The sequence below is a fragment of the Citrobacter sp. Cb028 genome (assembly GCF_030336705.1).
GTDB classification, from domain to species: domain Bacteria; phylum Pseudomonadota; class Gammaproteobacteria; order Enterobacterales; family Enterobacteriaceae; genus Citrobacter; species Citrobacter braakii.
On record NZ_JAOWCZ010000034.1, the window covers coordinates 1,544,816 to 1,568,900 of the forward strand.

Sequence of the window (24,085 nt, forward strand, 5' to 3'; positions counted from 1 at the left end):
GGATGGCGATCTCATCCGGCATAACAAACGCTTAGTGTTGCTCTTCGCCGCCGAGGAAATAGATTCCCAGCGGGATAGCCAACAGAATCGTAAACACCATGCTGTAGACACAAATCATTGCCGATTGAATGGCGTACATTGAAGCGGTCCAGTCGGATAGCGGAATGTCATACTGTTCAATCACACCACCGATCGTCGCTCGCGTCACGACCGACGCTGCGATAATAAACACCCCAAGCAGGCACAACAGAAACTTCCGTCCCTTCGCTGTCTTCAGCTTAGCCATGATCATAGTACTGTCCTTTTGCAGATGAAAACCTTGTTACTTTGCGCCAACAATACCATGACATCAACTGACTGTCTGCTACATAAACCGCTTTCAGGGTGGATACCAGCGCTATTTCGCCGAAAATAGCGCTAATTGCATTATATATCTCCCCTATGGATTAATGATCTGACCGCCAGAACTGAGTAAAATATTCGAGGATTAGGATATCAGAAGATATTTCACTACCACGGAGCTGTTGGAAGAATCATGATCGCTGAACTGTTTATAAATAATGCGTTTAATTTGACCGTAATTCTCAGCTGCTGTGCCGCGCTGGTTCTGATGAGCGTCTGGTATCATCGTGGAGAGCGTCGCTGCAAAGGATTCATATTTCATGCCGCGCAATTTTTTGTCTATGCCATTATCATCGGGACGTTAGGCAGTATTGCTAATAACGTTATCGAAAATTACAGCCTGAAATTTATCTCCTCCAGCGTGGTCGACTTTATCTGCACCTCGTTGATTGCGCTGATCCTTACCATCAAACTTTTTCTGGTAATTAATCAGTTTGAAAAGACGCAGATTAATAAAGGCAGAGATATCACCAGCGCGAGGATCCTGTCGCGCATCATCAAAATTACCATCGTGGTTGCCATCATTTTGCTGTATGGCGAACATTTCGGTATGAGCTTATCCGGCCTGTTAACCTTCGGCGGCATCGGCGGTATCGCTGTAGGTATGGCAGGCAAAGACATTCTGAGCAACTTTTTCTCAGGGATTATGCTCTACTTCGACAGACCCTTTAGCATCGGCGACTGGATCCGCTCCCCGGACCGCAATATTGAAGGTACAGTTACGGAAATCGGCTGGCGAATGACCAAAATAAACACCTTCGATCATCGTCCGTTATATGTCCCGAACTCGATTTTCTCCTCTATCAGCGTAGAAAACCCAGGAAGGATGACGAATCGCCGCATCAAAACGGTGATCGGGTTACGATATGAAGATGCTGATAAAGTCAGTGCCGTTGTCGAGTCGGTCAGAGAAATGCTGCAAAACCATCCGGGAATAGACCAGAAACAAACCCTGCTGGTTTATTTTAATGAATTCGCCGATTCATCGCTGAATATCATGGTGTATTGCTTCACGAAAACCACCGTGTGGCAGGAATGGCTTGCGGTACAGCAGGACGTTTATTTAAAGATTATTTCGATAGTCAAGGCACACGACGCCGACTTTGCGTTCCCCAGCCAGACGCTGTATATGGATAATCCTGAAGTATCGCCATCGACACACTAACAAAAGAAAAGGCGCGGAAATCCGCGTCTTTTTTCTGCACTTATTTCAATGAGGCAATATCAATGACAAAGCAGTACCAGCACCAGCGTTGGAATATACGGATTCAGGTCATGTAGATACAGGACTGTATCAATAATCAGCTCAAACTGATTCACTTCGGGCATCGGATTCTTTACCTGCAGAACGCGTGCCCCGCACAGCTCAGGGGAGCAGGTTGTACTCAGTGTCGCTTACCGGTTCAAGCCACTCGTTCGATGCGCCAGCTGCCGGGATTTCCACAGCGATATGGGCAAACCAGCTATCACGCGCAGCACCGTGCCAGTGTTTCATTCCCGCCGGGATGTGTACGACATCACCAGTTTTCAGTTCGCGCGCCGGTTGATTCCACGCCTGATACCAGCCTCTGCCGCCGGTCACCAGCAAGATTTGTCCCCCTTGATGATGGATATGCCAGAAGTTACGACAGCCCGGCTCAAATGCTACGTTACCAATGACCACGCCTTCCATGGAGAGCATGGTCAGATAGCTGTCGCCAGTGAAATATTTCGCATACGCTTCATTTTTCTCTCCGCGAGGAAAGACGCTGTTACCATCAAATTGTTGATTCATAATCTCCGCGCCGGCGCTAGAGACGGTATTCCGTTGATTTTGCATTTAGACTCTCCAAAACGGTGGCAGCACGCGCCACCGATGCTGAAAACTATAAAAATTATAGAGACTCGACAGGCGGGTGATTAGAGGTGAAAAGAAGGACAACCTTATGAATCATGCTCATCAATAGTCGGTAACACGTACAACATTTCTACTGGAGATGGCGTGAAGCCTTAGGCCACAATTTCAATCAAATTGCCGTCAGGATCGCGTATCACCGCTTCGTAATAGCCATCACCGGTGGTGCGCGGGTCAGAAACTAATATCCCCTGTTCTTTTGCACGCATCGCCAAGGCATCAACGTTTTCACTGCCGCCAACTGAAATGGCGAGATGCACCCATCCTGAGGTGTTATTGTCGGGAGCATGTTTTGTCAGTCCAGGCTTAGTCATTAACTCAATCGCGATATCCTCACCAATTTTGACAAAATAGGATTCAAATCCAGGATTGGTTTTACTGCAGTATTTTTCGTTGATCCTTGCGTCAAAAAACGTGACCCAGAATTGAGCTTGTTGCTCAAGATCCCGTGTCCATAACGCCACATGCGCAACCTTCATAGCTAACCTCTTCTTGTTGTATCCAAACAATAGGTTCCCTAAAGGGATGTTGACATCGTGAACCATAATGCACAATTATGCTTGTTATTGCTCGATGTTTATTTCACTGGAGTATTGATGCTCGATTACGCAGCATTCCCTGAACAGCGCCAGGCGCTTATCTATCAGATCCTGCAGGAAAACGGCAGAGTCATCTGTTCCGAACTCGCCAGCAGGTTAGGCGTTTCGGAACATACAATCCGCCGCGATCTGCATGAACTGAGTAAAGATGGCGTGTGTAAAAAAGTCTATGGCGGCGCGGTCATTGCACTCCCTGAATCCGCAGACATCACCGTGCGCAAGAGTATTAATGTGGCGAAAAAGAGCAATATCGCGCAGAGATGCGCCCGGATGGTCAAATCCGGAAGCTGCATTTTTATCGACACGGGCAGTACTAATCTGGCGATGGCTGAAGCCCTACCCGCCGAGCTGGCGTTAACCGTGGTAACAAATTCCCCGGAGATTGCCGCCGTTTTACTAAAAAAACCACTGTTTGATGTCATTATGCTGGGCGGCGCGGTGCAACGATCTTCTGGAGGGTGCGTGGGTGCCACCGCTATCTCGCAGGTGCAGGGCATTTTATTCGATCAGGGATTTATTGGCGGCTGCGCGATGTCGCCTGAATCCGGCTTAACCGGATTTGATTACGCGGATTGTGAGTTCAAAAAAGCGGTGATCAAACAGTGTAATGAAACCATTGTCGCGCTGACGGCTGAAAAGATCCCGGCCGTCGCCCGTTATGTCGTTACCGAAAGTAGCAATATCGATGTAATTGTCGTCGAGGAAAATATCAGCAAAGAGTATGCCACGGCGTTTCAGGCGCACGACATTCGTATTTATACAGTGTAACCCATTCTATTGGGTGATACTTTTCCATTGCTTTCATGACCCACCTTCCCTACAGCCTTGTCTGTTCGGGAAATCGCCAATGCAATGTCCCGAACAGGCCAGCTATATCAGTGCTTCACAATATACATTGTGCGGCTATAAGCCACATCTTCAGGGTTAGTAATCGGATACCCTTTCAGCCACGGTTTAATTAAACGCCCGTTGGTGTACTGATAAATCGGCGCAATGGGAGCCTGTTCCATCAGAATGTTCTCCGCAGCGTTATAATCAGCATTGCGTGCTTTCTGCGTATTCTCCAGGGTTGCCTGGGTCAACACTTTATCGTACGCCGGATTATTAAAGCGGGAGATATTGCCCGTATGGGTTGATGTTAATAGCGACAGGAACGTAGATGGCTCATTGTAATCGCCCACCCACGAGGCGCGGATCACATCAAAATTGCCGGTATTGCGGCTATCGATATAAGTTTTCCACTCCTGGTTTTGCAGTTTCACGTCAACGCCGAGATTTTTCTTCCACATAGACGCGACAGCAATAGCAATCTTCTGATGATTTTCAGAGGTGTTATACAGCAGCGTCAGTTTAAGTGGTTTCTGTGGACCATAGCCCGCCGCACGCAGCAGCGTTTTCGCCTGCGCGTTCAGCTCTTCCTGACTCATTTGCTCAAACGGTGAAGGTTCCGGCACAAACCCTGCCGTTACATCCGGCGTAAAATGCCATGCGGGCTTTTCGCCGGTACCCAGAACCTTCTCCGCCATCAGGCGGCGATCGATAGTCATGCTGAGCGCCAGGCGCACGCGTGAGTCGGCAGTCGGTCCCTTCTGGGTATTAAAGGCATAGTAGTAAGTGCCAAGCTGCGGCGGGGTGTAAACCTGGCCCGGGATGTCCTTCAACAGTTTCTGATACATGTTTTTCGGGAACGACTCGGTAATATCGATATCACCAGCAAGATAGCGCTTGGTCGCTGCCGATTCCTGGTTAATAGGAAGGAAGGTGACTTTTTGCAGCACCGTTTTGGCGTTGTCCCAATAATGCGTGTTCGGCACAACGTCCAGTTTTTCGTTCACCACGCGATCTTTGAGCACATAAGCGCCGTTACCAATTAGATTACCCGGTTTGGTCCAATCTTTACCGCTCTCAACATTAGCTTTTTGTACTGGATAGAAAGCAAAACTCGCCGTCAGATTGGCAAACCATGGCAGCGGTTTATCAAGTTGGACCTTCAATGTACGCGCATCGATCGCGCTAACGCCGAGCTTATCTGGCGAGGCTTTTCCATCGATGATCGCCTGTGCGTTGTTAATACCCGCCAGCGCAGCAAACCAGGCAAACGGCGACAGCGTTTTCGGGTCAACCAGACGCTGCCAGCTATAGACAAAATCCTGCGCCGTTACCGGCGTACCATCTGCCCATTGCGCATTGTCGCGCAGCGTAAACGTCCAGATACGGTTATCGTTGCTTTTCCACTGAGTGGCAACACCGGGCACAATCTCGCCCTTCTCATTCTGGTTGACCAGCCCTTCAAATAAATCACGAATAACCTGAATTTCAGGAAGCCCGACGGCTTTTGCCGGATCCAATGACGCCGGTTCGTCTTTGATATGACGCACCAGTTCTTGTTTTTCTGCCAGTACCGTTCCGCTGGGAACATCAGCAGCCCAGGATAATGAAATGCTGCTTACCAATAGCGCACAACAGGTTACTGAAACAGAATGCTGCATAAAATACCCTCAATTCCGGCTACTAAGTGAATGTGTAATTATTTGTATCGCCAGCAGGAAATGCAATTAACTTTCGACAAGGAAATAATATTACATCTGAAAAGATAAGTGTGTGAAAACGATTTGATTATCCATACATTTTGCACAACACTGCGAGTAACAATCCACGCATTCAGAGATGACTATGACCGTTACCCGACCCCGTGCCGAGCGCGGCGCATTCCCACCTGGAACCGAACATTACGGACGTTCATTATTAGGCGCGCCGCTAATCTGGTTTCCCGCAATGGCGGCCGATCGTGAAAGCGGTCTGATACTGGCAGGAACGCACGGCGACGAAAACGCATCGGTTGTCACCCTTTCCTGCGCATTGCGTACGCTTAATCCTTCCCTACGTCGTCACCATGTGGTGCTGGCGGTTAACCCTGACGGTTGCCAGCTCGGGCTGCGCGCAAATGCGAACGGAGTGGATCTAAACCGTAACTTTCCCGCTGCCAACTGGAAAGCGGGTGAAACGGTGTATCGCTGGAACAGCAGCGCAGAAGAACGCGATGTGGTGTTGTTGACCGGCGAAAATCCGGGCTCAGAACCAGAAACCCAGGCGCTGTGCCAGCTTATTCACCGAATTCATCCTGCGTGGGTGATCTCTTTTCACGATCCGCTGGCCTGTATTGAGGATCCCAGGCGCAGCGAATTAGGCGCGTGGCTGGCGCAGTCGTTTGAATTACCTCTCGTCACCAGCGTAGGTTATGAAACGCCCGGCTCATTTGGAAGCTGGTGCGCAGACCTGAACTTACACTGTATAACCGCCGAATTTCCGCCCATCTCTTCAGATGAAGCGAGCGAGAAATACCTGCTGGCCATGTCCAATCTCCTGCGCTGGCATCCTAGAGATGAAGTTGTCCGGTCGTAAAATGCAGGGCCGGCTCGGCGTCGCTGGCAAGCCAGGTAGGGCCATCAAGATCGGCAAAGTTAACCTGCGGCGTAAGGGGTAACGCCGCGCCAATCGCCCGGGAAGTACACAACATGCAGCCCAGCATTAGCGCAAATCCCTGCTCGCGGGCTTCGGTTGCCAGCGCCAGCGCCTCCGTCAGGCCGCCTGTTTTATCCAGTTTGATATTGACCATTTCATAGCGCCCGTGCAGCGCTTTCAGGCTGCTGCGGGTGTGGCAGCTTTCATCTGCGCAGATCGGCAGCGGATGCACAAAATTTTCCAATGCGGCATCGTCCTGCGCTGGCAGCGGCTGCTCCAGCATCGCCACCCCTAAATCAGCCAGAAGCTGGCAGCGCGCCGCCAGACCTTCTGCCCGCCAGGATTCATTGGCGTCGACAATAATCGTGGCATCAGGCACCGCAGCACGAATAGCGACCATCCGCTCGCTAATCAAGCGCGCATCCAGTTTAACTTTTAGCAGTTTCGCGCCATTTTCCCACAGTGCAGCCGCACTCACCGCCATTTGTTCCGGCGTGCCAATTACCACGGTTTGCGCCGTCGTCACCACTTCCGCCAGTTCACTTCCCACCAACTCTGCCAGTGACAGTTGCTGTTGACGCGCACTCAGATCCCACAACGCGCAGTCCACAGCATTACGCGCGGCTCCCGCTGGCAGCAGCTTTTGCAGCTCTTCACGCGTCAGTCCATTTTCCAGTTGTGGGGCAATGCTCATAATTTGCGCCAGCACTGAGGCATCGCTTTCACCATAGCGCGGATACGGTGTGCACTCGCCGATACCCGTGACGCCGTTTTCTGCCACTTCAACCACCACCACATGCGCTTCGGTTCTGCTCCCACGGGCAATAACAAAGGGAGTGTGCAGCGGCCAGGCTTCCTCATATACCTTAACTGTTCTCATTTGCTTTCCTTAATGCAGTCCCTGAAGCGGATATCCGCAAATAGCGTTTGCCGTGTTAACTGCTGATGGCATAAACTAGCCTCGACGTTAACTATATGTAAACAGGAAGATAACCATGTCACAAACCGTTCATTTCCAGGGCAACCCGGTTACAGTTGCCGGCTCAATTCCTCAGGCTGGAAGCAAAGCTCAGGCTTTTACCCTTGTGGCTAAAGACCTGTCTGACGTTACGCTGGGCCAGTTCGCAGGCAAGCGCAAAGTGCTGAATATTTTCCCAAGCATCGATACCGGCGTTTGTGCGGCATCGGTACGTAAGTTTAACCAACTGGCGACAGAAATCGACAATACCGTCGTACTGTGCATTTCGGCCGACCTGCCATTCGCCCATTCACGTTTTTGCGGCGCGGAAGGTCTGAGCAACGTTATCACGCTGTCCACCCTGCGCAACGCAGAATTTCTGAAAAACTACGGCGTAGAAATCGCTGAAGGCCCACTGAAAGGTCTGGCCGCACGTGCCGTGGTCGTTATTGATGAAAATGACAACGTCGTTTTCAGCCAACTGGTCAATGAAATCACCAACGAGCCAGACTACACTGCTGCGCTGGACGTACTGAAAGCTTAAACCACGTCTTGCACATACGGAGGTAATGAATCTGTTGCCTCCGGCGTATTGCTACGTTCACCTTATGTTTGTCACTTCTCTGAGGCAATACGACCTGTGAACGTGTTAAGGGTACTATCGCCGTACCCTTAACAATCCCGGCTCCCGGCTGGAAAATTGCCGCTCCGCGGTTCCCTCCGTTTATTCCTCCAGGCTACCGGGCCGGGCGCGAGGTAGCATCCCTGCAAAACGCGCCCTGAACCCGCATCCCTGCGGGTTCTCCCGGCCTTACGGAAACACGTCGGCAATTTTCAGCCGGACCAGCCCACACCTGACCTCCTGCACTTTTATTGGAATATATCTGAACAGCAAAACAGATTTAACTGGAAGTCAGTGCGCAGCAGCGATGACCCCGGTCCGGCTGAAAATCGATGAGGCGTTGACGGCTGACCGGGTCTGCCCGCAGGGATGCGGGCAGAGGGCATAAGACGAATGAATCGCACAGCGACGATTTTCCCGCCGGGAGCCTGGGTTGCAAGGGAGGCGGCGGTGAGCCTCCCTTGCACGTTCACAGATATCTGCGCTTCAGAAAAGTGATACCACTGAGGTGAACGGAACCCTGAGCCGAAATCACATGTTCTCCATAATGCTTAACTGACAAGCATTACTCCGGCCAGGAGGCATTTTCATTTACCGCGTTACTCTTCGCTTTTTTTCTGCTGGCTCAGGCCGTATTCACGCAATTTGTTGGCAATCGCGGTATGCGAAACGCCGAGGCGTTTGGCCAGTTTGCGCGTGCTGGGATAATTCATATAAAGCTGCGTCAGCACAGAGCGTTCAAAGCGGCTGGTAATTTCATCCAGCGATCCTTCCATCACCTCTTCTCCGACCGCAACCGTTGCCGCATCGTAATCCGGCAGTAAAATATCCTGCGGCCGCAGCTCATAGCCTTCAAGCTGGGTCAGCGCCCGGTAGATGGCATTTTTAAGCTGACGCACGTTGCCCGGCCAACCGTAGCGGGTTAACACCGTGCTGAGATCGGCAGATAGCTTCGGACGCGGCACGCCCTGCTCGTCGGCGAAGCGCGCCACAAACAGTTCGGTAAGCGGCATAATATCCTGCGGGCAATCGCGTAGCGGCGGCAGATTTAGCGTCAGTACATTCAGTCGATAATAGAGATCTTCACGGAAAAGCCCTTTCTGCACCATTTCCACAAGGTTCTTTTGCGTCGCGCAAATCACGCGGACATCAACATGAACTTCGTGATCTTCTCCCACGCGGCGGAACGTGCCGTCATTGAGAAAACGCAGCAATTTGGTCTGCATACGCGGCGACATTTCGCCAATTTCATCTAACAGAACCGAGCCGCCATTCGCCTGCTCAAAGAAGCCTTTTTTGCCTTCCGGGGCATGGCCAAACAGCTCACTTTCGACCGCATCCTCAGGAATTGACGCGCAGTTCAGCGCCAGATACGGCTTCGACGCACGCGGGCTTGCCAGGTGGCAGGCATGGGCAAAGAGATCTTTGCCGGTGCCGGTATTACCAGTAATCAGCAGCGGCGCACTCAGTGTCGCCAGCTTACGCGCCTGTTCCACTACGTGTTTCATTTTGGCGCTGACGGCAATAATCTGGCTAAACGCGCTCAGATCCTGCGTAGTCATATTTTGCAGCTGACGCCCCATCCGGATGGTGGAGCGCAGCATGACAACAGCACCGGTCAGCATCTGCTCCTGATTTTCACCCTGCAAATGGACAGGCGTAATCTCCATCAGGAAGTTCTGTCCGTTAATTACGACATGCTCGCTATGAGAATCCTGCGGATTGCTTTCGAGCCAGCGCTGGAAGTTAAACCCATTGATTAACTGGGCGGCGGTATGATTGCGCATCCGATCCTGAGTGTGCGCGAAAAGCTGACAGCTCGCAGGGTTCGCCATCTCGATTTTGCTTTTCATATCCAGAGAAAGGACCGGTTCTGGTAACGCCTCAAGCAGCGCACTCAACGCAAGATGTTCTCGTTCGGAAGGCATCCAGGGCACGGTACGCACATCCGTAACCCCTGAAATACGGCGGATTTCAGCCATCAGGCTACTGAAGTTGGTGAACTCCAGTTCCGCAAAATTGAGGTAAATCCGCCCGATGGGGTCAATCTCGATACCGCGTAAATCAATGCTTCTCAGCACCAGTAAATCGAGCAATTCGCGGGTCAGACCAAGTCGGTCTTCACAAAAGACTTCCAAACGCATAGGAACCTTCACCTGGATAAGGGATTATGTATTAAATGATAAGACAGTATTGGGTTTGCAGGAAGAACTCTGTCAACAAATATTGACAGCTCGCTGGAAAATCAGGCGCCGGGACGTAAAGTTAAACGACTGGCGCCCAATTTTTAGCTAACTTTCGCGCGGTGATTTGTTCTTTTGTAAGGTTTCTTTCACCTGACCAATCAGTTGACGGCGAAAATCGCCCAGTCGTGGCTTATCGTCATCGATCCACGGCAACGGTCGGCAAAGTTCCATGGCTTTAATACCCAGACGCGCCGTTAATAATCCCGCGCCAATACCCTGCGCGGCACGCGTCGATAAGCGGGCGGCTAAATCCTGCGACATCCAGTCCATTCCCACTTCCCGCACCAGCTCACTGGCCCCGGCAAAAGCGATATTTAGCAGCACCAGGCGGAACAAACGCAGGCGGCTGTAATAACCGAGTTCAATGCCATACAGCGATGCGATGCGATTAATCAGCCGCAGGTTTCGCCAGGCAATAAACGCCATATCCACCAATGCCAGCGGACTGACGGCAATCATCAGCGTGGACTCCGCCGCTGAACGGCTAATCTCACGTCGGGCCTGCGCGTCCAGCACCGGCTGCACAAGATGGGCATACAGGCTGACGACTTCGCGATCGTTCTGCGTTTCATGAATTGAGGCATACCAGCGCTGTAGTGCCGGATGGGACTGATCGATACCCGCCTGCTGCGCCAGCTTTTCACAAAATGCGCGACCTTTTCCGGTTCCATGGCTGTGGAGCAGATCACGCGCTTCATCGCGCTCGTGCGCACGCTGGCGCAAACGCCATAGCCGACGCCACTCGGTCGCAACCGATCCGACACCTGCGCCGATAATCAATGCGCCAGCGGCACATCCTCCCAGCGCGACCCAGTCCTGAGTTTGCCAGGCGTTCATGGTCCATTGTACGCCCTGAGCGACAACGCTCGCGCCAAACAGCGCCAACCCGCCCATCACCATTTTGCGCCACAAACTGCGTTTGGGGCGTAGGGCCGCATCAATGACGGCTTCTGCCTGACCTTCGTCTTGCAGAGGTTCATCCACTGTCGCCGGAGAAAAAGTCTGCGCCTCCGTTTCGTTGAACATCTGCTGCGCTTTAAACGCCGCGTTTTGTTCCACGTCCAGCGGACCTGAGAAATCGATACGCGGTTTTAACGGCTCGCTCATCGCAATTTATCTCCTATTAAAAACTCCATCGCGGCATCAAGACGAATATGCGGTAAGGGTTTATCAACATCCATAACCTGCGGGCGAAACGCTTCAAACTGAAAGCCCTGGCTGTCCCAGAATGCTTGTCCAGGTAAACGCGCGGGCACTTCCCCCGGATAAACGGTTAGCGGTTCACCATCGCTCAGACGATGACCACGCAGCGCCGGGATCTTTTCGCCCTTCACATCGATCAGGCCGCTGGTGGTTGCCTGTACTGATGCCAGTCCCAGACAATCCATGCTGATACCTTCAAACGCGGCGTTTTGCCAGGCGTCCTGGATCAACTGCTGCAATAACGACACCATATTGGCGTGCTGATCGACCGTGACGTGGTCGGCTTTGGTGGCGGCAAACAGCAGTTTGTCGATCACCGGGGAAAACAGCCGACGAAACAGCGTACGCTGTCCGTAATGGAAGCTTTGCATCAGTTGGGTGAGTGCCAGACGCATGTCGTTAAACGCCTGTGGCCCGCTGTTGAGCGGTTGCAGACAATCGACCAGCACAATCTGACGGTCAAAGCGCAGGAAGTGATTCTTATAAAATCCCTTCACGACTTTTTCACAGTAATAATTAAACCTGTCGCGCAGCATGCCCGCATTGGTGTGTTTGTCTGCCTGCGCCAGCTTCGATTCCCCCCAGGCATCAACGTCCGGCCACGGGAAGAACTGCAGCGCAGGCGCGCCCGCCATATCTCCGGGCAGAACAAAACGGCCCGGCTGAATAAAATGCAGTCCCTGCTGCTTGCACTGGTGCAGATACTCCGTCCAGGCGGCAGCGATTTCCGCCAGACGGTTTTCATCAGCAGGCGCCAGCGGATCCAACCCCTGGCATAACTGCCGCCATCTTGCCGACCATTCGCCCCGCTGTCCCTGTAATAATCCGGTCATTTGCCGCGACCAGCTGAGATAATCCTGGGCCAGCATCGGTAAATCGAGCAGCCACTCCCCCGGATAATCGACGATTTCCAGGTACAGCGTGGAGGTGTCTTTAAAGTGGCGCAGTAAAGAATCATTGGATTTGTAGCGCAGCGCGAGCCGTATTTCACTCACACCGCGCGTAGGTGTCGGCCAGGTCGGCGGAGAGCCATACAGCTGCGCCAGTCCCTCATCATAGGTAAAGCGCGGAATACCAAAATCGCGTTGTGGAACCCGTTTAACGCCGAGCAGACGCTCTTCGCGCACGCAACTGAGCAACGGCAGACGCGCACCGGCATGAATATTGAGTAACTGGTTTACCATCGCGGTGATAAATGCCGTCTTACCGCTACGGCTAAGTCCGGTGACAGCCAGGCGCAAATGCCGGTCTACGCCGCGATTAACCAGCGAATTGAGTTCATTTTTAAGTCGCTTCATCGCCATCCCGTTTTGCTGAAGGAACCGAAGAAATTATAACAAACAGGAAGTAAAGATAGGGGTCAATTCTTACTTATCAACTACCTGAGCTGTAACAGGCGGCATTATTCTTACCGCCTGAAGCAGAAGGAATGCGAGCGGTTTATTGATTCTCGACTTTAGGAAGCGCTATCTGATTGATGCCACCTTCGTTGGTCACCTGCGTGTAGCCCATTTCCGTCAACATATCCTTCGCCTGCCCCGATTGACGCCCGGAGTTGCAGTACAGCTTCACAGTGTCGGTCTTATCAGGAACTTCAGCAGCGATCCGCGCCTTCATCTCTTTTAATGGAATGTTGACCGCTCCCTGAATATGCTGCTGTTGATACTGTTCAGGAACGCGAACATCAATCCAGTGCTCGGCTGCAAAAACCGGCATGCTGATGACCAGTGCCAACGCTAATACGCCTTTTTTCAACATAATATCTTCCTGACTGATAGTTGGATTTAACCAACACACTATACGCCAGTTCTTAAGAAAATATTGCGACCGCATTATCACCCTCTGCACCCGTGGACGAGACTTCCTCTGGTTGCGCATACTGCAGTTAGTTTTTTGATTTTTCTGCCCGCATTCCGATATTGTTGTCATTCGCCAATTAACTCCATAATATGTTCGCCATTGACTCTCGGACGGAGCTTGGGATCTATGTCTCCTACCATTTATGATATTGCACGAGCCGCTGGCGTATCAAAATCCACGGTATCGCGCGTGCTTAATAAGCAAACCAATATCTCGCCGGAAGCGCTTGAAAAAGTGCTGCGTGCTATTGATGAGTTACAGTACCAGCCCAATAAACTTGCTCGCGCACTCACCTCTTCCGGGTTTGATGCAATAATGGTGATATCTACCCGTTCAGCAAAAACAACTGCCGGTAATCCGTTTTTCTCTGAAGTGCTGCATGCTATTACTGCCAAGGCTGAAGAGGTCGGTTTTGATGTCATATTACAGACGTCGCGAAGCACTGAAGATGATTTACAAAAATGTGAGAGCAAAATTAAGCAGAAATTGATCAAAGGTATCATTATGCTGAGCTCTCCCGCAGATGAATCTTTTTTTGCAAGGCTGGATAAATACAACGTACCGGTCGTGGTTATTGGAAAGGTTGAAGGCGATTACGCCAATGTCTATTCTGTAGACACCGATAATTATCGCGACAGCATTACACTAACTGATGCGCTGATTGAGAGTGGACACCGTAATATAGCCTGTTTGCACGCGCCGCTTGATGTTCATGTTTCTATCGATCGCGTTAACGGATATAAAGCCAGCCTTCAGGCGCATAATATTAAAATGCGCGATGAATGGATTGTTGACGGGGGCTATACCCATGAAACAGCCCTGCTTGCTTCACTAAAATTACTGAGTCAGCAGCCGTTACCCGATGCCATATTCGCCACCGACAGCTTGAAATTAATGAGCTTATATCGCGTGGCGGCTGAGAAAAATATAACCATCCCACAACAACTTGCCGTTGTGGGCTACAGTAATGAGCTGTTGTCTTTTATGCTCACGCCCGTTCCTGGGGGAATTGATGTGCCTACCCAGCAGTTGGGTGAACAAAGCTGTAATTTATTATTTAACCTGATTGCGGGCGAGAAAGGATTACAAAATATCACGGTGAGCACACAAATATCGCTGGCAGACTCACTGGTGTAAAAACTGGGGCATAAATGCCCCAGTATATTTTAGAATGCGTAGTTCACGCCTATACCAGCATAATGGAATCTGTCGCTTTCGCCTTCGTCGTGATCTTCCCACTCATAGGCATACTCCAGTGACATTGATAAACCATTCTGGAAATCATATGCATACAGTAAACCGAGACGATTGAAATTATGGCCTTCACGTTCCGGATCATCTCGCCAGTCCCAGTTTGACCAGCGTTCAAGCCCCAGACGGGTATACGGCGTCAGGGTGGTATTGCCTAAAGACAACGGTAAATATGCACGAATTTCCTGGGTAGAGAACTCACCATTATTGCGCGAATCAGCCAGGTTAAAGCCGCGCTCAAGGTAATAGTTGACCGTTAAGCCCACCGTTTCGTTAAACCTGTAATTCAGACCGGTCTCGCTTTCGACACGACTATCGGAGTAGCCAGTAGTATTCAAATCATTAACGAATTGATACATCGACAGCCAACCGCTAAAGCGCAGGTCGTCGGTCAGTTTAACATCCCAATCCGGCTGAACTTTCCAGCGCTGCATATTAGCGGTGTCGTTTCCTGGTTCATTGACATAGTGATAACCGTAATTACGGAAGCCACCGGTCAAACCGAAATTAACATCCTCACTTTCCAGAAATTGATAGCGAATTTCCAGTTCCGGACGATCAAACCAGGTACCACGCTTACCTTCGCTGTAATCAACCGGTCCTTCCTGATAATAGGCCAGCGATATTTTCCATGGCCCATTAGATGCGTTGAAATAGACGGACGGCTCAGCCAGTCCATCCATATCTTCGCCCTGACCTTCAACGTTTTCTATTTCGTACATAGCACCAATATTAAAGTGCCAGTCATTATTTTCAGCAGCCTGCGCGCAGGCCATTCCTGCGCTCATAATCAGCGCAGTAGCGGACAGTAGGGTTTTCATTATTATTCCTTGTTAAAATACTCGCAAAAATGCCCCAAGGCTTGGGGGGGATTTATTCCCCCCGGAATTTTATTGAATAGCCACTTCAGTTTCAGCATCAAAGAAATGGCATTTCGCCATATCAAAATGAATAGTGATATTTTCTCCTGCATGATAATCATTCACTGCCCCAGCACGGACCACCAACTCATGCCCCCCAACAATGGTATAAAGCATAAATTCAGCGCCGGTTAATTCTGCAACGCTAATTTTTGCCGATATACTATTTTCGTTATTAAGCTGCGGGTGTATATCTTCAGGACGAATTCCCAGAGTGACCGCCTGATGTTCATAACCCTGAGCTTTTAATTGTGCTAATTTATTTTGTGGAATCGTTAATTTCAGTGTTTCAGTAACAAACTTATCACCATCAATCGCGCCACGAATAAAGTTCATGGCCGGTGAGCCAATAAATCCGGCGACAAACATATTAGCCGGGTGGTTATAAACCGTTTTCGGCGCACCAACCTGCTGAACGATGCCATCTTTCATAATCACAATACGCGTCGCCATAGTCATGGCTTCGGTTTGGTCGTGGGTAACATAGATCATGGTGGTATTGAGTTTCTGATGCAGTTTGCTAATTTCAGCCCGCATCTGAACGCGAAGTTTGGCATCGAGATTCGATAAGGGTTCATCCATCAGGAAGACCCCCGCTTCACGTACAATCGCACGCCCCAGCGCCACACGCTGACGCTGACCACCGGATAACGCGCCGGGTTTACGCTGCAGATAATCGCGCAGACCAAGGATCTGCGCCGCCCAGTTGACGCGCTCCTCAATCACAGCAGGCGCTATTTTCTGCATTTTCAGACCAAACGCCATGTTGTCATAGACGGTCATGTGTGGGTACAACGCGTAGTTCTGAAAAACCATCGCAATGTTGCGTGATTTCGCCGGCACATCGTTCATCCGTTTACCGTCAATCAGCAGATCGCCGCCGCTGATCTCCTCCAAACCGGCGATCATGCGCAACGTAGTTGACTTCCCGCAGCCGGAAGGTCCAACAAAAACAATAAACTCTTTATCTTCAATTTCCAGATTGAAGTCTTTAACGACGTGTACCTGGTTGTCGTAAATTTTTTGAATGTGTTGCAACGAAAGCTGTGCCATGTTGAATCCTTTACTTGTCGTGTTGCCAGAAAGCCGATAAGCACGGCCACGTCAGAAATTCGGTTGCCGGAAGCAGCAAGTCTGCCCCATTCAGCCCTTTACCGATGCCGACAGAAAGCATGCCGCAGGCGTTGATTGCATCAATTCCCGCTTGTGCATCTTCTATGCCAATACATTGTTGCGGGTCAACGCCAAGACCCGCGCAGGCTGCCAGGAAAATTTCCGGATCCGGTTTCGAGCGGGTGAGCAATGCCGCATCCGCACAAAAATCAAAGCAAGAGCTAAGATTAAGCGCTTGTAAAATAGCCGGGGCATTGCGCGACACAGAGGCCAATCCCACCGGAATCCGTTCTTCCCGCAACGTCATCAACAGCTCACGTATTCCCGGTAATACCGAGTTAACCGTCAGCTGGCGCAAAGAATGGACATACAGTCTGTTTTTTCTCTCGGCCAATTGTGCGCAGGCCTCGGGAGAAAACGCCCCCGCCTTCCCACCATGGTGCAAAATACGCTGTAGTGATTCGCCGCGACTAATCCCTTTCAGGCTGTCATTAAATGCTTCGTCGATCACAATCCCTATTTCATCGGCTACCTGCCGCCAGGCCAGAAAATGCAGATGCGCGGTATCGGTAATCACGCCATCCAAATCAAAAATGATGGCCTGTGGTTTGAGTATCATTCATCGCCCCTTTCTGTGGTAGCGGTCCCATAAGTGGGCGAAATAATGGCGTCATTGCGGATTACGGTTTCCCCCTGCACGGAGACCTTTTCACCATTGACCCAAAGGACAATCTGCTCAGTGCTGTTAATACGGATTTCAGCCGCATTAATGATTACCTGCATATCGATGCCCTGCCAGCGCAGCGGGAAAGACAGCGTTTGCCAATGAGCCGGTAAGGCAGGAGCAAGGTGTAACTCCCCGTGGCGAATATTCACGCCAGCAAATCCCTGGATTGCGCCCAGCCAGATGGCGCCCGTTGCCGCAGCATGAATGCCGTCATCGCAGCTATGTGGGTCCTCCCCGAGATCGATAAGCGATCCTTCACGCCAGAACCGATAGCCCTGTGCCGGATCACCGCAACGCGCTGCCACAATCCCGTGGATCGCTTTACTCAACGAGGAGTCATGAATTGTGCGCGGCTCGTAAAAGCGCAGGTTTGCCAGACAGGTTTGCGGGCAAAATTGCTCCGGTAACATGTAGGTCAGCATCACCACATCGGCCTGTTTGAGAATTTGCATCTCATTGACTTCTGCACGGGAGTAATCGAGCAAAATCGTCTGCTTGCCCGCTTTGGCTTTGTACTGTGACAGATCGATAGTCGGTTTGCTCAGGAAGGTATCGTCCTGAGGTAGCACGCCATCGGGCTGAATTTGCGGTCGCCAGAGATGCTGTAAAAAATACTCTGCGCGGTGAATAAACGTCTCATCACCGCAGCCCAACCGACGGGCAAAGCCCAGCGCCTGTTCCACGTTGTACCAGGCCATGTAGTTGGTGAACGCGTTGTTGTTCACATGCTCAGTGTATTCATCCGGGCCAATCACATCGTGGATCTCTAAACGATCATTAACCATGACCGCCCTGCTGATCCAGAACTTCGCCGTTTCCAGCAGCAACGTCATTCCCTCACGGGACATGAAGTTTAGATCCCCTGAAGCATGCCAGTAATTGATTACCGCCCAGGCAATATCCGCCACGAGGTGATGTTCAGCCTGCGCGGAGGCCACTTTCTGACGCAGTCCGGTACGGATGTTGATCGCCGCAAATTCAGGCGTTTCCTCATCACCGCTGCGAGCGCTTTCCCAAGGGAAAAGCGCTCCCTGCCAACCGTTACGGCGGGCTTTCTCACGCGCCCCCGACAGATTATGCCAGCGGTAACGCAACAAACTTCTCGCGGTTTTCGGCTCGGTAAAGAGATGAAACGGTAACAGAAAGACCTCGGTATCCCAGAATATGTGGCCTTTATACCCTTCCCCCGTCAGACCTTTGGCCGCAATACTGCTGCGCTCATCGTGGTCAGGAGTCATCACACGCAGATGATAGAGCGCATAGTCCAGCGCTCGCTGATCGCTGGCATCAGTGCTGGTGACCTGAACGCGACGATTTTGCCACCAGGCATGCCAGTTAGCAGCCGACTCCGCCAGCAGAGCGTCATAGCCCTGCTGCGCGCACGCTTCCAGGTTGCGCAGCGACTGGCGTCCCCAGGTCTCAAGCGACAGGCTGCGTTCGCTCGCCCAGTCTACCCAGCTAATTTTTGTCAGCGTGACGCGCTGTCCGGCTTTCGCCTGCACGCTGTTGTGTTGTAACAACCGACGTTCTTTCGCAGTGAAGCAGCGCTGCGCTGCACCGTCTACATCGCAATACGTGGTGATAGCGATATCATTGCGGTTGTCCTGGGTGGTGTAAATCCCTTGCATAAGATGCTGGCCAAAGACCCGAACCTGCGTTTCATCCAAATGCTGACGACCATGATTGGTCATCGTGGCGTCAATTCCGGTCGAGATACCAATGCTGGCATCGCCATCCAGTGGCGTGACGACAACTTCCATAGCAAACAGCGGCAGTTTTTGTGCCGAGACAAATCGCCGGCTCTCAATGGCAAAACGCGCCCCGCCAGACGCACGCCAGGTAAGCGCACGGCGTAATTCCCCACTGGAAAAATCCAGTTCACGTTGCCAGCTTTCGATAACGCCGCTGGTGAGCGAGAAAATCTCACCATTGAGTGAAATCTCCACCCCCACCACATCAGGCAGATTAACCAGTTCATTAATCTCACCTTTCCCTGCCCGGTGATACAGTCCAGCAAGGTACATGCCGCGAGTTTGTAAGGTGTAGGCTTCCTCGTGGCTGGCGCGAATCCCCATATAACCGTTACCGGTCGTCATGAGTGACGCATATTTATTCAGGTTGTGTGGGCAAAAAGCCGGTTCAGTTAGCATTACTGGCCTCGTCATAAGTCTACGTAGGTCCCTGTTTCAGCCGATTGATACAGTGCGGCAACCAGTTGTTGAATAACGACGCCTTGCTCTGCGTCAGCAATAGTGACAGGCTCGCCCTGGACATGATTCACAAAAGCTTCCATGCTGCGATAATGTCGATTGTCATCGGCCATTTCACGCTGAAGCAGTACGTCAAGCGTACCCTCACGATCGGTATAAACCTGGGCCGGGAATAACGTCGCCCCTGCCAGATCGCCGCAGAAATTTACGTTCATAATCGATTGTTCCGGGATATTCAGCGCGAAAGAGGTTTCCAGTCGCAGGATACCGCCGTTATGAAATTCAATCGTCCCGAACAGAGAATCCTCCACGGTATACGTCTCGGGATCCCATTTCCCAAACTGGCCGCTGTTTTTACGCGTGCCAATGCGTTGATAACTGTGTGCGTTAACACGCTTTACTGCCGGAAACCCCAGCACATACATGGCGGCATCAAGCATATGGATGCCGAGATCAATCAGCGGCCCGCCGCCCTGCAGTTCTTTGTTGGTAAATACCCCCCAGCCGGGCACGCCGCAGCGGCGCAAAGCGCGGACATTGGTGACATAGATTTCACCCAGCACGCCGGCCATCACCTGCTCACGAAGCAGCTGCGTATCCAGTGCGAAACGATGATGAAAATCATAAGCCAGAACTTTCCCCCTTCGACGCGCCGTGTTACACATTTCCAGCGCCTCGGCTGGCGTCATCGCCGGAGGTTTCTCACACATCACATGGCATCCGGCGTTCAGCGCCAACATAGTGTGTTCATAATGAAAACGATTGGGTGAACAGATGCTGACGATATCTGGCTTAGCCTCGCGTAGCATCGTCTGAGGATCGTCCCAAACCTGCGGATTGCCGTATTTCTCTGCCAACGCCTGCGCCTGTGACAGGCGGCTGTCACAGACAGCCACCAGTTCCAGATCGTTGCGGGTGCAGTAGTACGAAGCGTGAACTTTATCCGCCACCTGCCCGGCGCCGATAATGGCGATGCGTAGCGGAGAGCTTGTCAGTGCACTTTTCACAGAAATCCTCTTAGCAGGTACGCAGCCAGGCCAGTGACTGACGGTACGCTTCCGGCAGGTTCTCTGCCCGTACACGCCCTTCGTACACGACGTAACCCTGATAATTATCTTCACGCAACTGATCAAACAGCGCAGTGAAATCCAGCGTACCGCTCCCCGGCTGATAACGATGGTTATCCGCAATATGGACGTGTCCCAGCAGATCGCGATTGTCATGCAGCGCCTGAGCCATATCGTCTTCTTCGATATTCATATGGTAAAAATCACCAATGATTTGCACATGCTTCAGGTTGTTTTCCACGATATAGCGACGGGCATCCGCCAGGGTGTTGATCATATGATCCTGATAGCGATTAAGCGGCTCCAGATACACCACCGTCCCCGTACGCTCGGCAACTTTATCGAGATAAATCAATGAATCACTTACTGCTTTACGATCGCCTGCCAGGCTGCGCGGAGAGGTCATCGGCGGTAAGCGGAAGGTAAACATGCCCCATGCAGCGGGTACAATAATGCCCTGCCCACCGACTTCGGCCAGCGCTTCGAGAATGTGGGTAATCTGCTGTAAGCCATTCAAACGACGCTCTTCGATAAAATCACCGATCCAACCGTCATATCCTCCACAGGCGGTGGTGACGGGCAGGCCTGTTTCTTTGATTGCTGCTTTCACTTCTGCCAGGTTGTTAACCAGCAGCTTGCCGTCAATTTCAAAACCGTCAAACCCCATCTCTTTGATGTAACGGAATTTCTCGAGAATATTTTCCGGAAAAAAAACCTGGTTCTGTGTTCCAATTTTCATCTTCTGCATTCCTTAATTAAAACGTCACGCCCATTTTGATGCTCTTTTCCGGATGGCGATCGACATACTGCATATAGCTTTCCGGGCTGCTGGCAAATGTCACTACCGGGTCAATAAGTTCTTCACAGTTCAGGTAACCGTTCATCAACAGTTCCCAACAGGTCTCCTCAATACGCTTGCGGCTCCAGCGCGGATAATCCGGATTTGGCTCACTGCAGGCACGGGAGAAGACAATTTTGGCGTTGTTGAAGTGCGCTTCACGCCCCAGGTTGAAGCCTTCTGCAAAAGGTTTCGCGAAAGCAACATAGGAGATGGTTCCACCATAGGCCAGGCCGCGTAACGCCGATTGCAACGCATCCGCATAGCCGCTGGTTTCGATAATCACATCCGCGCCCTGCTTGCCGGTCAGCTTCTTAATTTCCATGCCGACATCGGTGCCAATAGGATTCAGACAGAAATCCGCGCCATGGCGACGCGCGATATCGCAACGATGGGCAATCGGATCCACGCCAATGACCACCGAGGCTCCCGCTTTCTTAGCCAGTTGGACGGCAATCTGGCCAATCGCCCCTAAGCCGACGATGACAACAAAGTCGCCGACACGCACATTGGCGTCGCGCACGCCACTCATGGCGAACTGTGCCGGGTCATAGCACACGGCATTTTTCCACGAACTACCTTCCGGCATTTTGCGCAGTTTGTAGTTGTTTACCGCACTAAAGAAAACCGTTTCGGCCAGTGGACCGTAGCCGCAAACTGAATCGCCAACCGCGTATTCGGTCACATCGCTGCCACACTCAATAACATCGCCCACCACCATGTTGCCAAGCTGGAACTTGCCGAATTCAATCCCGCGCGGCGCCCCTTCCGGACGCGGCATGAACATTTGCCATTCGCCGTTGAAATCTTCGTCAATAAACGGACTGGCAGCGCGAAAATCGACCACTTCCGTGCCATGTTTTGGCGCACCAAAGCGAACGCGAACTTTCACTTCATTGGCGGATACAGCTCTGTCTTCATATTCCACCAGCGCCGCAACACGCGGTTCTGTGGCAACTAACTTCTTCATTTACAACTCCTTAATTAAACTGGCCGCTTAGCCTTTCACGCCGCCTGCGGTCAAACCACTTTTAATAAAACGTTCGGAAAGCGCATACATAATGACGACCGGCAATGCGGTGACTAACGATGCCGCCATCATGCGTCCCCAGATATAGTCAGGCGTACTGAACAGCGCGTTCAGACCGACCGGTAAGGTAAAATTGCTGGCGCTGGAGAGGAAAATCGAGGCAAACAGATAGTCATTCCACGCCACCATAAAGCAGTACACAAAGACCGAAACCAGACCGGACATCGCCAACGGCACGGTAATGCGAAAGATGATCTGCAGACGGTTCAATCCATCCATCATCGCGGCTTCTTCTATCTCATCCGGAATGGTGTCGAAGTAGCTTTTCAGCATGAACACCGCGGTCGGCAGCGTCTGGGTGACCATGGTGATAATCAACGCCATTTCGGTGTCATAGATGCCAAGTGCCGTAATGATTTTGAATAGCGGCACCACCAGCAGAATCCCCGAAAACATGTACACCGTGTAAAAGCTGGCATTGATGGTCATTCGCCCCTTAAAACGCAGGCGGGAAAGCGCATACGCTCCGAGTACGCCGAGAAATACCGCCACCACCGAAGAAGTGACCGATACCACCAGGCTATTACGGAAGTAGTCAACAAACGGGAAAATCATCGGGTTGAAGATGTCGATGTAATGTTCCAGCGTCCATTGCTGCGGTAACAACGTCGGATGCAGCGAGATCGCCTCTTTGGCGCTTTTAAATGAGGTCATCAGCATCACAAAAAATGGGAATAGCGTGATGCCCAGGAAGACAATTAATCCACAGTAAAAGCCGATGCGGCCAAGTGTGCGCTTATTTGTTGCCATTGAGGTTCACCCGTTTTCTGGTCAGCAGGATAACAGCGAAAATAATGACGAAGAGGACGACAGAAATAGCGGCCGCTTTGCCTAAGTCGTTAAATGCAAATGCTGTTTTATAGAGATAGACCCCGAGAATATCGACTTTAGTGGTCAGCAGATAAACATCGGCGAACATGTAAAACATCCAGATCGTGCGCAGCGTGACCACGGTTGCCAGCACCGGCATAATCGCTGGCAGCGTGACGATACGAAACCGTTGCCAGGCATTCGCGCCGTCCATTTCTGCCGCCTCATACAACGATTTATCAATCGTCTGTAAAATCGCCAGAAACGAGATAAAGGCATACGGGAAGTAGCGCCAGATGGCGAACAGCACGACCAGCGCGAAGCTGCTGCCGGGATTGTCGAACCACAGCGGTGCCTGATCGTAGAGATGCAACAGATCCACACCGAGGTAGTTCACAATGCCGTAGCCGTTGTTGAACATGTATTTCCAGGCAAACACCAGCGAAATTGATGGCGTCACGTAAGAGAGGATGACCAGTGAGCGCGCCGTTTTCCGCAGACGAAACTCACGGTTAAAAAACATCGCTACGCCCAGCCCCAGTACCGTGCTTCCTGCCACAACCAGCGCGGTATACCAGACCGTCATCCACAGCGAATGCCAGAATCCGGGATCGGATAAGATACGGATATAGTTGCTCAGCCCGACAAACGTAGACTCAATTTGCGGATTCAGCGGCAGTCGCATAAAGCTGATTTCGATGTTTGATATCATCGGCCACGCCACTAAACCGCCCAGCAACAGCAAGCTGGGCGCCAGCAGCAGCATGGCGAATGGCATATCAGATCGACCTGAAAAGAACTTATTCATCACGG

General features: G+C 51.5%; 23 protein-coding genes. 5 read left to right on the top strand and 18 right to left on the bottom strand.

What is annotated here, in order from left to right:
* Nucleotides 1-31 precede the first annotated feature (31 nt).
* Nucleotides 32-292, bottom strand: a complete 261-nt coding sequence (locus tag OGV75_RS17050; protein WP_003020403.1) for a DUF2534 family protein — start codon at nt 290-292, stop codon at nt 32-34.
* Nucleotides 293-535: 243 nt separating this feature from the next.
* Between OGV75_RS17050 and OGV75_RS17055 the strand changes: the two genes are divergently transcribed.
* Complete coding sequence (locus tag OGV75_RS17055; protein ID WP_094169159.1) at nt 536-1,567, top strand: mechanosensitive ion channel family protein; 1,032 nt, start codon at nt 536-538, stop codon at nt 1,565-1,567.
* Nucleotides 1,568-1,768: 201 nt separating this feature from the next.
* Here the strand turns inward: OGV75_RS17055 and OGV75_RS17060 are convergent, their stop codons facing one another.
* Entirely contained in the window at nt 1,769-2,176 is a 408-nt protein-coding gene (locus tag OGV75_RS17060; RefSeq protein WP_172864449.1) for a cupin domain-containing protein, read from the bottom strand.
* A gap of 215 nt (nt 2,177-2,391) precedes the next feature.
* Nucleotides 2,392-2,775 (bottom strand): VOC family protein, encoded by a 384-nt coding sequence (locus OGV75_RS17065; RefSeq protein WP_080860668.1) that lies wholly within the window; start codon nt 2,773-2,775, stop codon nt 2,392-2,394.
* Between the two features lie 117 nt (nt 2,776-2,892).
* On the opposite strand from OGV75_RS17065, the gene OGV75_RS17070 reads away from it, so the two are divergent.
* Nucleotides 2,893-3,663 carry a DeoR/GlpR family DNA-binding transcription regulator gene (locus OGV75_RS17070; RefSeq protein ID WP_286480945.1) on the top strand — a complete coding sequence of 257 codons (771 nt, stop codon included), beginning with the start codon at nt 2,893-2,895 and terminating at the stop codon, nt 3,661-3,663.
* Between the two features lie 107 nt (nt 3,664-3,770).
* Here OGV75_RS17070 and mppA read toward each other — a convergent pair whose 3' ends face one another.
* Entirely contained in the window at nt 3,771-5,384 is a 1,614-nt protein-coding gene (mppA, locus tag OGV75_RS17075) for a murein tripeptide ABC transporter substrate-binding protein MppA (RefSeq protein WP_016153209.1), read from the bottom strand.
* Nucleotides 5,385-5,568: 184 nt separating this feature from the next.
* Here mppA and mpaA point away from each other — a divergent pair, with 184 nt between their 5' ends.
* Nucleotides 5,569-6,297, top strand: a complete 729-nt coding sequence (gene mpaA, locus OGV75_RS17080) for a murein tripeptide amidase MpaA (protein ID WP_046274548.1) — start codon at nt 5,569-5,571, stop codon at nt 6,295-6,297.
* Here mpaA and ycjG read toward each other — a convergent pair.
* The gene (ycjG, locus tag OGV75_RS17085; RefSeq protein WP_016153211.1) at nt 6,272-7,237 is read right to left on the bottom strand and encodes an L-Ala-D/L-Glu epimerase; all 966 of its coding nucleotides are present in this window, start codon (nt 7,235-7,237) and stop codon (nt 6,272-6,274) included. The two genes, mpaA and ycjG, sit on opposite strands and share 26 nt — an antisense overlap.
* Before the next feature lie 115 nt (nt 7,238-7,352).
* On the opposite strand from ycjG, the gene tpx reads away from it, so the two are divergent.
* Complete coding sequence (gene tpx, locus OGV75_RS17090; RefSeq protein WP_016153212.1) at nt 7,353-7,859, top strand: thiol peroxidase; 507 nt, start codon at nt 7,353-7,355, stop codon at nt 7,857-7,859.
* Nucleotides 7,860-8,536: 677 nt separating this feature from the next.
* Here tpx and tyrR read toward each other — a convergent pair.
* The 4 genes from tyrR to pspE form a co-directional block, all read right to left on the bottom strand.
* The gene (gene tyrR, locus OGV75_RS17095; protein ID WP_016153213.1) at nt 8,537-10,081 is read right to left on the bottom strand and encodes a transcriptional regulator TyrR; all 1,545 of its coding nucleotides are present in this window, start codon (nt 10,079-10,081) and stop codon (nt 8,537-8,539) included.
* Nucleotides 10,082-10,228: 147 nt separating this feature from the next.
* Nucleotides 10,229-11,290: a YcjF family protein gene (locus OGV75_RS17100; RefSeq protein WP_016153214.1), complete on the bottom strand. Its 1,062-nt coding sequence runs from the start codon at nt 11,288-11,290 to the stop codon at nt 10,229-10,231.
* Nucleotides 11,287-12,684 (bottom strand): YcjX family GTP-binding protein, encoded by a 1,398-nt coding sequence (locus OGV75_RS17105; protein ID WP_016153215.1) that lies wholly within the window; start codon nt 12,682-12,684, stop codon nt 11,287-11,289. Before OGV75_RS17105 ends, OGV75_RS17100 begins: the two co-directional genes overlap by 4 nt.
* A 142-nt stretch (nt 12,685-12,826) precedes the next feature.
* Entirely contained in the window at nt 12,827-13,144 is a 318-nt protein-coding gene (gene pspE, locus OGV75_RS17110) for a thiosulfate sulfurtransferase PspE (protein WP_286480947.1), read from the bottom strand.
* Nucleotides 13,145-13,372: 228 nt separating this feature from the next.
* Here pspE and OGV75_RS17115 point away from each other — a divergent pair, with 228 nt between their 5' ends.
* The gene (locus OGV75_RS17115; protein ID WP_286481021.1) at nt 13,373-14,383 is read left to right on the top strand and encodes a LacI family DNA-binding transcriptional regulator; all 1,011 of its coding nucleotides are present in this window, start codon (nt 13,373-13,375) and stop codon (nt 14,381-14,383) included.
* Nucleotides 14,384-14,412: 29 nt separating this feature from the next.
* Here the strand turns inward: OGV75_RS17115 and OGV75_RS17120 are convergent, their stop codons facing one another.
* The 9 genes from OGV75_RS17120 to OGV75_RS17160 form a co-directional block, all read right to left on the bottom strand.
* Complete coding sequence (locus OGV75_RS17120; protein WP_286480948.1) at nt 14,413-15,318, bottom strand: OmpG family monomeric porin; 906 nt, start codon at nt 15,316-15,318, stop codon at nt 14,413-14,415.
* Between the two features lie 69 nt (nt 15,319-15,387).
* A complete protein-coding gene (locus OGV75_RS17125) occupies nt 15,388-16,470 on the bottom strand; it encodes an ABC transporter ATP-binding protein (protein ID WP_016153219.1) in 1,083 nt (360 codons plus the stop codon).
* Nucleotides 16,471-16,480: 10 nt separating this feature from the next.
* On the bottom strand, nt 16,481-17,149 hold the full coding sequence (gene pgmB / locus OGV75_RS17130) for a beta-phosphoglucomutase (protein WP_046274543.1): 669 nt from the start codon (nt 17,147-17,149) through the stop codon (nt 16,481-16,483).
* Nucleotides 17,146-19,422 (bottom strand): glycoside hydrolase family 65 protein, encoded by a 2,277-nt coding sequence (locus OGV75_RS17135; protein WP_286480949.1) that lies wholly within the window; start codon nt 19,420-19,422, stop codon nt 17,146-17,148. The genes pgmB and OGV75_RS17135 overlap by 4 nt, the downstream gene beginning before the upstream one ends.
* A complete protein-coding gene (gene ycjS, locus OGV75_RS17140; protein WP_016153222.1) occupies nt 19,419-20,474 on the bottom strand; it encodes a D-glucoside 3-dehydrogenase in 1,056 nt (351 codons plus the stop codon). The genes OGV75_RS17135 and ycjS overlap by 4 nt, the downstream gene beginning before the upstream one ends.
* 10 nt (nt 20,475-20,484) lie before the next feature.
* A complete protein-coding gene (gene ycjR, locus OGV75_RS17145; RefSeq protein ID WP_047358100.1) occupies nt 20,485-21,273 on the bottom strand; it encodes a 3-dehydro-D-guloside 4-epimerase in 789 nt (262 codons plus the stop codon).
* A 16-nt stretch (nt 21,274-21,289) separates the two neighbouring features.
* The gene (gene ycjQ, locus OGV75_RS17150; protein WP_286480950.1) at nt 21,290-22,342 is read right to left on the bottom strand and encodes a D-guloside 3-dehydrogenase; all 1,053 of its coding nucleotides are present in this window, start codon (nt 22,340-22,342) and stop codon (nt 21,290-21,292) included.
* A 27-nt stretch (nt 22,343-22,369) separates the two neighbouring features.
* A complete protein-coding gene (locus OGV75_RS17155) occupies nt 22,370-23,212 on the bottom strand; it encodes a carbohydrate ABC transporter permease (RefSeq protein WP_003020474.1) in 843 nt (280 codons plus the stop codon).
* A complete protein-coding gene (locus OGV75_RS17160; protein WP_003840754.1) occupies nt 23,199-24,080 on the bottom strand; it encodes a carbohydrate ABC transporter permease in 882 nt (293 codons plus the stop codon). Before OGV75_RS17160 ends, OGV75_RS17155 begins: the two co-directional genes overlap by 14 nt.
* Nucleotides 24,081-24,085 lie beyond the last annotated feature (5 nt).